At 65.2% G+C, this 10,824-nt stretch carries 11 protein-coding genes; 5 read left to right on the top strand and 6 right to left on the bottom strand.

Features of this window, described 5'->3' with window-relative positions; translation table 11 throughout:
* A partial coding sequence (locus ACIHA7_RS38115; RefSeq protein WP_397296688.1) for a hypothetical protein occupies positions 1 to 707 on the bottom strand: 707 nt, incomplete at its 3' end.
* 464 nt (positions 708 to 1,171) lie between these two features.
* Between ACIHA7_RS38115 and ACIHA7_RS38110 the strand changes: the two genes are divergently transcribed.
* The gene (locus ACIHA7_RS38110) at positions 1,172 to 3,754 is read left to right on the top strand and encodes an MFS transporter (protein WP_397296697.1); all 2,583 of its coding nucleotides are present in this window, start codon (positions 1,172 to 1,174) and stop codon (positions 3,752 to 3,754) included.
* A 20-nt stretch (positions 3,755 to 3,774) separates the two neighbouring features.
* Here the strand turns inward: ACIHA7_RS38110 and ACIHA7_RS38105 are convergent, their stop codons facing one another.
* Both ACIHA7_RS38105 and ACIHA7_RS38100 read right to left on the bottom strand, forming a co-directional pair.
* Positions 3,775 to 4,113, bottom strand: coding sequence for a MazG nucleotide pyrophosphohydrolase domain-containing protein (locus ACIHA7_RS38105; RefSeq protein ID WP_397296685.1), 339 nt, complete (start codon positions 4,111 to 4,113; stop codon positions 3,775 to 3,777).
* Positions 4,114 to 4,133: 20 nt separating this feature from the next.
* Positions 4,134 to 4,712 carry a superoxide dismutase gene (locus tag ACIHA7_RS38100; RefSeq protein WP_397296682.1) on the bottom strand — a complete coding sequence of 193 codons (579 nt, stop codon included), beginning with the start codon at positions 4,710 to 4,712 and terminating at the stop codon, positions 4,134 to 4,136.
* 195 nt (positions 4,713 to 4,907) lie between these two features.
* Here ACIHA7_RS38100 and ACIHA7_RS38095 point away from each other — a divergent pair, with 195 nt between their 5' ends.
* Both ACIHA7_RS38095 and ACIHA7_RS38090 read left to right on the top strand, forming a co-directional pair.
* Complete coding sequence (locus ACIHA7_RS38095; RefSeq protein WP_397296680.1) at positions 4,908 to 5,516, top strand: chorismate--pyruvate lyase family protein; 609 nt, start codon at positions 4,908 to 4,910, stop codon at positions 5,514 to 5,516.
* 329 nt (positions 5,517 to 5,845) lie between these two features.
* Positions 5,846 to 6,964 carry a hypothetical protein gene (locus ACIHA7_RS38090; RefSeq protein WP_397296677.1) on the top strand — a complete coding sequence of 373 codons (1,119 nt, stop codon included), beginning with the start codon at positions 5,846 to 5,848 and terminating at the stop codon, positions 6,962 to 6,964.
* Positions 6,965 to 7,204: 240 nt separating this feature from the next.
* On the opposite strand, the gene ACIHA7_RS38085 is transcribed toward ACIHA7_RS38090, so the two are convergent.
* From ACIHA7_RS38085 to ACIHA7_RS38075, 3 genes are all read right to left on the bottom strand, one after another.
* Positions 7,205 to 7,420, bottom strand: coding sequence for a hypothetical protein (locus ACIHA7_RS38085; protein ID WP_397296674.1), 216 nt, complete (start codon positions 7,418 to 7,420; stop codon positions 7,205 to 7,207).
* Between the two features lie 511 nt (positions 7,421 to 7,931).
* Positions 7,932 to 8,387: a hypothetical protein gene (locus ACIHA7_RS38080; protein ID WP_397296671.1), complete on the bottom strand. Its 456-nt coding sequence runs from the start codon at positions 8,385 to 8,387 to the stop codon at positions 7,932 to 7,934.
* A 196-nt stretch (positions 8,388 to 8,583) separates the two neighbouring features.
* Complete coding sequence (locus tag ACIHA7_RS38075; RefSeq protein ID WP_397296668.1) at positions 8,584 to 9,204, bottom strand: TetR/AcrR family transcriptional regulator; 621 nt, start codon at positions 9,202 to 9,204, stop codon at positions 8,584 to 8,586.
* A gap of 103 nt (positions 9,205 to 9,307) precedes the next feature.
* Here ACIHA7_RS38075 and ACIHA7_RS38070 point away from each other — a divergent pair, with 103 nt between their 5' ends.
* Both ACIHA7_RS38070 and ACIHA7_RS38065 read left to right on the top strand, forming a co-directional pair.
* Positions 9,308 to 9,499 (top strand): hypothetical protein, encoded by a 192-nt coding sequence (locus ACIHA7_RS38070; protein ID WP_397296665.1) that lies wholly within the window; start codon positions 9,308 to 9,310, stop codon positions 9,497 to 9,499.
* A gap of 435 nt (positions 9,500 to 9,934) precedes the next feature.
* A complete protein-coding gene (locus ACIHA7_RS38065) occupies positions 9,935 to 10,822 on the top strand; it encodes a hypothetical protein (RefSeq protein WP_397296663.1) in 888 nt (295 codons plus the stop codon).
* Positions 10,823 to 10,824 lie beyond the last annotated feature (2 nt).

Here is a 10,824-nt window from a genome sequence, read left to right as displayed (position 1 = left end):
CCGCCACAACCACGTGGGTGTGGGGTTGGGCCCGGCCCCCCCCCCCCCCCAGTGTTGGGGGGGGGGGGGGGGGGGGGCCGGGGCCGCGCGCCCCCCCCCCCCCCCCCCCCCCCCCGCCAGGTGGTGAAGTCGAACTCGAGGTATTGCTCAGCGGCCGAAGGGATGTGCGTGAGCGTGAGATCGGCGAGATTGCCCTGGTCGGTCCGCACGCAGAGGTGGCCGTCGATGGGCAGGTGGTAGACATTGTCGAGGGTTTGGGTCCAGGCGGCCGGCGCGATGGCGGCGCAGCCGTCGAGGCCGGCCTCAGCGCGTGGAATGGCGAAGCGCGCGGCACCGTGGGTCATGGCGTTGAGGGAGTCGCCGGTTCTGGACGGACTCATGTCCACACCGGGCTCGTTCTGATCGCGGATCTGTCCGGTATCCAGGTCGATGCCCTCGACGTTGGCGATCCTGCGTTTCACACCGTGGGCAATCGAGGGTGGCGCGGTGGTCGTGGGTCGGGCGGACGGGCCGACGGAAGTGGTGGGACCGGGGCCGCCGGACGCACTCGGCGTCGCCGACGGTGGATTCGAGCCCGCACACTCGGCGATGCCGACGATCACCGCGAACACACCCGCGACGCTGCCCACGATGGTCCAGAACAGCGATGAGGTCCACCAGTGTGCCGGACGGCCGGTGTTGCCGGGTGCCGGTTCGTTGTCGGGCATCTTGTGCTTCCCCTGTCGCCGGATGTCGGTCCGCACCTGCGACAGGCGAACCGCAGCCCGCGCCGCAGAAGCTGTCCCGCCTGCGGCGAGACACGAAAGACCTTACATAGCAAGCGGCTATCCGAATGTGGGTTTCGACCAACCCCACCCGTGCTGGCAGTCGGGCCGCGCGCCGCTGTATTGTTCGCGTCAGCAACTAGTTGCTCGGATCGAGCAAGCCCGCTGGTGAAAAAGGGGAGGGCCCACGCCCGTTGGCGGCCCGTAGCGCACCGGTATGCTCGCCGATCTGTCGCACGCTGAGAGTTCTACCAGCAGTAGTACAGAGCAGATCGCTTGTCGCACATGGCTCGGACTCGCGCCGAGCCGACCCACTCGACGGCCGCGCAGGTGCTCGCGGCGGCCGGCGAGGAATACGCGTGTTCGAGGACAACACCACAACTCAGCCGACCAGAATCAGGGCGCACATGACGAATTCCACCACCCAGGCAATGCCGCCGGGCCTGGAAGCCGACGAGGGCACGGCACTGTCACACCGGCAGATCATGACCATTCTGTCCGGCCTGCTGCTCGGCATGTTCCTGGCCGCGCTGGACCAGAACATCGTGAGCGTCGCGATCGTGAAGATCGCCAACGACCTGCACGGCTTCGATGAACAGGCATGGGCGACAACGGCTTACCTGATCACCGCGACGATCACCACGCCGCTCTACGGCAAGCTGGCCGACATCTACGGGCGTAAGCCGTTCTATCTCACCGCGATCGGGCTGTTCATCCTCGGCTCGGTGGCCTGCACCTTCGCCGCCTCCATGTATCAACTCGCCGGCTTCCGCGCGTTTCAGGGGCTCGGCGCGGGCGGCTTGATGTCGCTGGCGTTCACCATCATCGGCGATATCGTGCCCGCCCGCGAACGGGTGCGCTACCAGGGCTACTTCATGATCGTCTTCGGTACCGCGACGGTGCTCGGGCCGGTGCTCGGCGGATTCTTCTCCGACTACCAGACGCTCGGCGGGATCGACGGCTGGCGCTGGGTGTTCCTGGTGAACGTGCCGGTCGGCGTGCTCGCCTGGCTGGTCGTCGCGAAGGTGCTGAACGTGCCGCATCAGCGCCAGCGTCATCGCATCGACTGGTTCGGCGCGGTGGCGTTGACGATCGGGGTGGTGCCGCTGCTGGTCGTCGCCGAGCAAGGCCGACACTGGGGTTGGGGCGCGCACCGGTCGCTGCTCTGCTACGGGATCGGCGCGTTCGGGCTGCTGCTGTTCCTGCTCGTCGAGTTCCTGATGAAGGACGCGGCGCTGATTCCCCTGCGGCTGTTCAAGAGTTCGACGTTCAGCGTCACCATCACGGGCGGGTTCATTGTCGGCGTCGCCATGTTCGGCGCCATCACCATGGTGCCGCAGTACTTTCAGGTGGTGCGCGGGTTCACCCCGACCAACGCGGGTCTGTTGATGCTGCCGCTGGTGCTCGGCATCACGATCGGCGCGCAGCTCGCCGGGCGGATCACCAAGAAGACCGGCCGCTACAAGATGCTGCCCGTGGCAGGCACTTTCGTCATCGCGGTCGGCTCGGCGCTGTACGCGCAGGTGCACTACGACAGCCCGCTGTGGCAGCCGCTGGCCTACAGTGCGGTGATCGGGCTCGGGCTCGGCGGCTGCATGCAGACGTTGATCATCGCGGCGCAGAACGCGGGCCCCCGGTCGGACATGGGGGTGTCCACCGCGTCGGCGACGTTCTTCCGCCAGATGGGTGGCACGCTCGGTGTCGCGGTGTTCTTGACGATCATGTTCAACCTGTTGCCCAACAAGATAATCGCCGCGTTCGGTGGAATATTGCCGCCGGAGTTCGGTGCCGACCAGCTCGCCGGTATCCAGAGCAACACCAGCGGCATCGAGGCCATGCCCGATGCGCTGAAGGTGCCGATACTGACGGGTTTCACCGACTCCATGCAGGCGGTGTTCTACGTCGCGGCTGGGGTGGCGCTGCTGGCGTGCCTGGTGCTCCTGCTCATGAAAGAGATTCCGTTGCAGGATGCTCCGGTGCCGGTCACGGCGCCGCCCACGGCATCGCCTGTCGCGGAGTCGAGTTGGGACGAGGATCAGATGTGGGAGGGCGCCGCTCAGGTGCTCTCGGAGCCTGAACCGGCGATGGCCGGGGCCGTCAGCACGCACGCCTCGGTCGAGCACGCCGGCAACGGCTCGCACCAGTTCGCTGTGGCGGCAACCGGTTCCGCGGTGACCGTGCTCGATGCGGACGGAATCGGCGACGACGACGGCACGATCGGTGGGCACATTCGCCGGGAAGACGGTCATCCCGTACCCGGTGCCACGCTGACGCTGATCGACCAGCGTGGGCATCAGGTGTCGCGTACCAGCGGAGATGCCAAGGGCGGCTATCTGATCGGCGTCCCCGACGGCGGCAGTTATGTGCTGATCGTGTCGGCCACCGGTCACCAACCTGCCGCGGTCACCGTGTCCGGCGGCCAGCGCCGCCAGCAGCTGGACCTCACGTTGCTCGGTTCCGGCGAGGTGTCCGGCGTCGTCCGCTCGGCCGCCCGCGGTACTCCGCTCGCCGGTGCGACCGTCACGCTGACCGACCTGGAAGGCGACGTCGTCGGCACCGCTGTCACCGCCGCCGACGGTACTTACACCTGCCACGGAATCGTCACCGGCACATACACACTCGTAGCCGTAGCCGAACACATGCGCCCCACCGCAGCCACCCTCACCGTCCCCGACACCGGTCTACTCCGCCACGACATCGAACTGGCCCCCATGGCGGTCCTCACCGGGATCGCACGGGCCGAAGACGGCCGCCCGATCCCCGACGCCCAGATCAGCCTCCTCGACGCCACCGGCGACGTGACCGCCACCACCCGCACCGACGACAACGGCCACTACCTCATCCCCGACCTACCGCAAGGCAGCTACACCATCGTCGCGCGCGGCTACCCGCCGTCGACCAGTCAGGTCACCGTCACCGGCGGCGAAGTCCAGCACAACGTCGAACTCGCCTACTCGCAAGATGATTCGCCGAACCCGGCCCGGACGTGACCCCTGGCGACGTCGCCTGATCAAAGGCCCGGTTGATCACCCAGTCGGGCCGAGATGGCCGCCTCGAGCTCGCCCATCGTCCTGGTGAACACGGTCTCGAGATCCACCTCGTATCGATGGGCCAGAATCAACACCGACCAAAGGCAGTCGGCGAGTTCATGTTCCAGCGCGGCACGTCCGCCCGGCATCGATCGGGTGCCCTCGGCCGCCATCACCAGCTTCGCGAGATCGCCTACATCACCGACGAACCCGAGCATGAAGTCTGCCCGGGTCCATGTCCGGCCTCGCTCGGCGAGGTTGAGTGCGTCGTAGAGGTCGTGAATCGTTACGGCCCGTGCTTGCAGTTCGGAGATGTCCACCCCACCTGTCTACCTGGGGGTTAATGCGGGACGCTCAGGCACGCCACTCGGGCGCCGGCCATGCCCGCGTTGCCGTCGGTGGTGTCGGTCTTCTTCTCGTGCACGACGATCGATCCGGCTTTGCCTTTGCGGAAGGTCCAGTCGACCATCGAGACCTGGGTGGCGTTGCCGTTCTTGTCGGTGGTGAAGTCGAGCCACATCTCGTTTCGCGGATTGGCGTACTTCGCGTCCATCGACATCCCGCCGTTGGCATTCGGGTCTTCCACGTTCTGATAGTGGACGCCGGAGTCGGCCGGCTTCGGGCCACAAGACTTCACGTGCGCGTGCGACCCGTACACGCGATTGGGGAGCAGGCCGGAGACGGTCAGGATGGCCACGGTCTTCTCATCGAAGCTGCCGATGACCACCCTGGCACGGCTGCCGGTGGGGGCCAGCGTCTGGTCGTGGGTGACGGCGACGGCGCCGTCCTGCCAGGGCTTGAAGGTCCCTTCGGCGACGACGGGTCCGTTGGCATGCGCGGGTGCCGCGGGAATCAGCAGGGCGGCGGGAATCAGCAGGGCGGCGGCGATCGCGCCGAGCAGGGTTGGTTTGTCATTCATGGGATCAGGCTCCGCCGGGGCAACAAACCACGTCAAACATTTCCATGTGGGGATTGTTGGCCGATTACGACCGCGCGATCGGTGCCCGCCGCGGGCACCCGGCCGGGCATGAACGGATCGAATTCCGTAGGGTCCCCGCGACGCCGGTATTCCCGGCAGTCTCGCTACTGAACTATGCCCCAGGAGTTTTCACCCATGTCGATCAGGACTCGGCGCCCATCGGCCGACACGATCTCGGTGACCGAGTTCGCTGACCCGAGTACCCGCACGCTGCTGGCCGGCGACGGCACCACCACCCTGCTGCTCGAGGCCATCCTGCGCGCGCCGGTCACCGTGCGCGTCCGAGAGCAGCACCTGCAAGACGCCGAGGAGCTACCGCCCGAAATCGGTCGAGCACTGCAATTGCCGCCGCAGTGCCGAGTGCTGGTTCGGGAGTCGATGTTGATCACGCCCGACGAGCAACCGGTGTCGTACAACCGAGCGATCATCACGACCGAGCCCGGCAATCCGCTCTACCCGCTCATCGATGACCGCCACACCCCACTGGGCCGGGCCTTGCTCGCCGCGGCAATCGAACAGCACCGACAAATCCTGACTACCGGCCACCGCCACTGGCCGTTCAGTGCCGAATTTCGGGCCGCCGCCGCCAAGACCTACCTCATCCATATGGACGGCCGACCCCGCCTGCACCTGACCGAGACCTACAGCCCCGATCTCTTTCCCGCCGATCTCGAACCCGCTGTGTGCACCTCGGCCGGTGCGATCGGTGCGGCGTCGAACCATACGCAGGAGGACAATCTGTGACCTGAGCGGACTCGCCGCGGCAGCTGACCGAAGTCAGGTCATCCGAGTCCACACCCAGCGGTCCTCGCTCGGTAGCGGTGGCTGCAGATGCGCGCCGAGCCCGTGTCGGATTCTGTGCACCGCTTCAGATTGCTCATGCCGCATGGGTTTTCGGAGCGGCCGTGTCGGTGGTCTTCTCTACGCTGCTGCCCATGACCCGTTCCCGGACCAGACCGCACCACGCTTCCGCCGACCCTGCTGAGACGATTGCGCCCTCGCTATCGGAGGCCACGCTACCCCTGGCGCGGCCGGGCGATGGTGGGGTCTCGCTGGTGGGGACGGTGTGAGAAGTGTTCAGACTCGATGGCGAAGTGGGTGTCTCCTACAGTCAGATCTATGTCGAGAGTGACCCTGGGGACTTCGGCCCGCGCATGCACGAGGCGTTCGCCGGGCAGAGCTCAGGACTGTGCGGCGCCGCGGTACCCGGCGCGCTGTTCCTGAGCACTGGTCTGCACACCGGCGACGTCGGCTTCACCGTCGAAGTTCGCGGCCAGGCTCCCGCCCTGGATCCGGCATGGGAAGACGTAGTGGAGGTCTCCTTCTACCCGCTCTCGGAGCAGACCTTCCTGGTGCAGTGGGCAGGCGAGGACTCCTGGGAACTGGACTTGAAAGAAGGGCTCGACTACCGGGTGCGGTACTGCGCGCGGGGCATGGACCAGGCACGAGAGAAGGACGTCAGACTCGACGATGAGCCGCTACTGGACCGTTACCTCCTGCAGTTCTGGCCCGCCCCGCCCGAACCGGATCGCATCGTGCGCCAGACGTCGCAGAGCGCGGCCTACTCCCATGACTGGGTACGCAGGCAACCTGATGACGGGTTCCGCGTGCGGGCCATCATGGCCCAGCGGCGGGCACACCTCACCCCCGAGGGCCCCGAGTCGTTTCGCGACGCCGAATCTCCGGACTCGACTGCGGATATCGCGGTCATCTCCCGCGAGGCCGATCTCCAGTCTGTCCGCGAGCAGTTGACAGCGCTGAGCTCCCATCCCGCAGCGCTGTCCTGGGATTGGGTCGCCGACTTTTGTATCCCCGCTTACGATGCCGAGCACACCCCCGACGATTGCGTCGGTTACCTGGAGGCGTTCCTCGAAGAGATCGGTGAGCGCGCCTTTGCCCTCGGTACTGTCCTGGCGTCGCTGGAATCCGGGCACGCCTACTACCTGGCGTTCGTGACACCGACCGAGTTCGAACAGCTCTCGCGGCTGCTCACCGCACACCGGATGAGCGCGGAAAGCGTGCGGTACGGCCGCTGGACGCGGCGCGTGAGCTGGGAAGAACGTGCCGCGAGCAGTGTGATCAGCGCCTGGGCCATACCCGACGACCACAAGAGTGCAGCCCCCGGAGCTGCGATCACGTGGCGCGAGAGCCCCGAGGCATCCGAGGACACCGAACCGGACCGCCTCGCCTGACGCATTGGTTCCGCGCCCGAAACCCCGCCCGCTGTCCCGTCTCTGCCACCCGCTTGCGCCCGGCAAAGTAGCGCCGCCGAATTGGGACGCAATATTCGGCATAGCGGGATCTTCTGTGCCGCAGTCGATCTGGCTCGTAAAGCATTCGACCAGCGGCGTCGCGGTGCCTTGGCACCTCAACTCGCGACACCGCCGGATCCGGCCCGACGCAAATACACCTGGCGTCGGGCCGGATCGAACTCACATGTTGCGCCAGTTCGGAGCGGGCGGATACTCGTCCGGGCAGACCGTCTCCAGCGGGAACCACATGGGCGCCTCGGTCGACTCCTCGAGATTCCAGCACATCACACCCGGCTCGCGCGGCTCCGCGTAAGCGGCGCCGGAAGCAATACCGGCGGCACTGATCGCGACCCCCGCCACAATCGCAACCCTTGTGGCCAAGCGATTGATACTCATATTCGCACTCCCCTTCGAATCAAACAGCGACAGAACCCGTTATCGAGCATGCACGCTGCGGAAACCAACTGCTTCCACTTGTATTAGATGCATGTGGGCGGCAATCGGTTCCATCATTTTCGCGCAAGCCATCGACAAAGCCCTGAGGCCCCAGTCGGTTTCGCGCAGGTGCTGGGCAAAGCCCATGGCGTACTGCCATATTCATGACACTCCGAAGCGCTGCTCAGCGCTGTATGTCAGCGGTGCTGGTATACGGGCGCTGTCGGCTTCGGCACGTGCGATTCCGCGGTCCTTCACGAGACCAGGGCTCCCAGTCACAGCAAGCAATGCCGCACTGAGCGAGCCCCGCCGAGAAGATCGACCACATCCGCCAGCTCGCACCTGGAACACGGGTAGTCGGCACTGTCGGATGTTCTGCGCGGCATTCGATCTCGATGAGTAGAAGGTGCGCCACGCGGCATTATGGTGCGTTCGCCGACGCATATGGTTCGCGTTGGGTTCGCTGGGCTTCTTATAGGTCGATGGGGGTGCTGGGCCCCCGTAAGAATGGGACAGTCGTAGTGCTGGGGGCCGATATGACCGGGGATGATGCGAAGCGCGCAACAGTCGAAGCGAGCGCTGCCGCGTCGCTCCAGGCGGGATCGATCACGATCTTGTATTCGGTGCTGTCCACCACGTCGACCATCACCACGACCGCGTCATGTGCATCCGTGGCGACGATCCGACCATCGATCATCTGGTCCAAGCCGTCCGCGAACTGCTGGATCCCGGGCCAATCGAAGATGGCCGCCCCAGCTTCGACCGCGACCTGGAAATCTGCCCAAGTGAGGCCGTCGGGGAATCGTCCGATACCGTCGAAATCCTCGAGTTTCCACCGCCAATTGTTCGCTTGGAACAACGTCAGAACATCGCGCAGAGGCATCAGAGTTTGCTGGTCAGTCCACATAGGGATCGTTTCAACGATCATCGAACATCCTCATCGACGTGGCCGTCCACGCGCAGCCACATGCACGCGAGTATGACAGAACACATCCGGAATTCGCCAAGAAGAATCCGTCGTCGGCAGCTGCGCGCGCTGGGAGACGATGTCGGTCAACCGGTTTGAGCGCCTCACCAACGCGCGGGTCGCGGCAAGCACATGAATGTGTGCCGCGGGACTGGGTTCAGTCAGATCCTCGACACCCGCTCACAAATGAATCCAGCCGAGCGAAAACGATGTGTTGGGCTTGCTCCGGAGTGATGTTGTCGGTCAGGGTCAGTCCGGCAAGGCCCGTGGACAGCGCGAGGAGTTCGAGTGCAGCCTCGGCAACGTCGAGACCCGTTGCGGCCGTGCGGCCCAGCAGAAGTGCGATCAGGTCGATCAGCCCGCCGTAGCCCTGGGTCACCTGGACGGCGAGACCGGGGCGCGGCAACGCGTGTGTCTCGAACGCCTGCATGATTCGGAAGAGGCGGCGGTCGGCGGCTGTTCGCGGAATAGTCTCGGCAAGTATCGCGCGCAGCACCGCGACCGGGTCGTCGGTGCCCGCTGCCGCGGCTTGCTCTTGAACTCGCTTGCCGCTGACCTCGGCGATGCCGGCGAATGCTGCGGCGAAGAGATCTTCCTTGGTAGGAAAGTAATGCTGGACTCGGCCGATGGAGACGCCCGCCTGCTGGGCGACGTTGCGGATGCTCATCCTTTCGACTCCTTCGGTGTCCACGATCGTGAACACCGCCTCCAGAATCGACTGCCGTCGCTCGTCGTGCGCGGCACCCACACCGCGCACTGCAGCGCCCTTGCCGCCCACCGCCAACCCCTTTCCATGTCGATCGTATTGGTTTGACTCTAGTCTTGGCCAAGGCTACCCTGGCACAATCAAATCAATACGATCGTATCGAAAAGGGAGAACGATGTTCGAAACACTGGGGTTACTCCTGCTCATCCAGGGCGTCGGCGGGCTGATCAACAATCTCGCCGGGGGCTCGAAAAGTTGGTTCGTGCTCAACTATCTCGACCTCCCGGGCTGGGCGCGGCTCACCGGCTACCTGATCCTCAGCGCTATTGGTGCTGTACTTGCGCTGCGGTACAAGGCTTTCCGCTGACCGAACAAGTCCGGCGCCTGGTTGTATGGGGTCGCGGTGAGCGCGGTCGGCCTCCGCGCGAACGAAGCGACGACCGGGCGCCTGGATCGGACGCCGAGGTGCCTGCACGAACTTGCGGCCGGGTATGGGCAGATGGCTGAGCCCGCAGCCAATACCGGACATCCACCCCAGGGCATCACGCTCACCCGGCAGATGTACTTGTAGGGGCCGAAAGTCGTGGCGGACCGCCAGCTCACTGACCTGGCCGTTTCCGATTTGTCTCACGCCGTGGCGGTCGTTGCCAGTCTCGGATCGGCATTTCCGCACGCTTCATCCGAGATCGAGGACGTCCCGCCGCCGGTATGAGGGTGCGGCCGACGCAGTGCGCGTGCCTTCTGCACCAAATCTCCACGAGTACAAACCCGTGAGTCCACCGTGGCCCGTTAACGTGACGGCATGTTCAACCTGAAGTCCTGGCACCGTGGCGGTGGGTTCCGCGCGGCCTGGACTGTCTATGGGGTCGTGGCCGTTATCGGTGTCCTAGCGCCGTTTTCGGTGATGTTCGGCAACGGTTGCTACTACCTGGAGTGCCGAAGCGAGGCAGAACGTCTGCCCTTCGCTGCCGGCGTGACCTATGTCGGTATCGGTACCACGCTGATCGTGGCAGCGGCGATGATGTATCGCGCTGGGTCTCGGGCACGGCCTCGGTTCAAGTGGGTGGTGATCGCGCTGGTCGGGGTCCTCGTTTCCTCTTGCAGCGGTTGGATACTCATGTCCGTCACCGTCTTCGACGGCCGGCCTGCTCTCACCCGGGAAGCGAGGGACATCGAGACCGCGCTCGGCCGGATGCCGGGAGTCCACCAGATCTCCACCGAGGCCGGCCAATTGTTCTCGGCGGTAGTCGTGCTGTCCGAGGACGCGTCGGCGGCACAGACCAGAGCAGTGATCGAGGCTTTCCGCGACCGGACACAAGCTGCCCCGGACTTCGAGCAGTGGGAGACAGAGATCGAAGTTCGCCGGCCAGCCTCGAAAAGCTCCTTCCGAGCAGGGCAGGCGGGGTTCCCCACGGCACCGGACCGCGTCGGTCTGTGGTTTGGCCTGACCGATGCCTTTCCCCAGGATGAGGTGGGATGGACTTATCACACGTGGGCTTACTACGACTACGGAGGAACCGATCAATTCAAAAGGATGGACATCGGTGTTGGCGATATTTCGTTGAAGCTGTTGCACGCAAACGACTTCAACGCCGTCAGCGAAACCTACCGACGCCTGATGCGGGAGTTCCCTGATTTGTCGGGGCTCGATGGGCAATCGGCCCCTCAACTCTGGGGGCCGGGTCACTGAAG

Origin of the sequence: Nocardia sp. NPDC052316 (assembly GCF_044547795.1) — a bacterium.
Classification (GTDB): domain Bacteria; phylum Actinomycetota; class Actinomycetes; order Mycobacteriales; family Mycobacteriaceae; genus Nocardia.
Note: the sequence above shows the minus strand (reverse complement) of the source record. Positions and strands in the feature narration are given on the sequence as shown.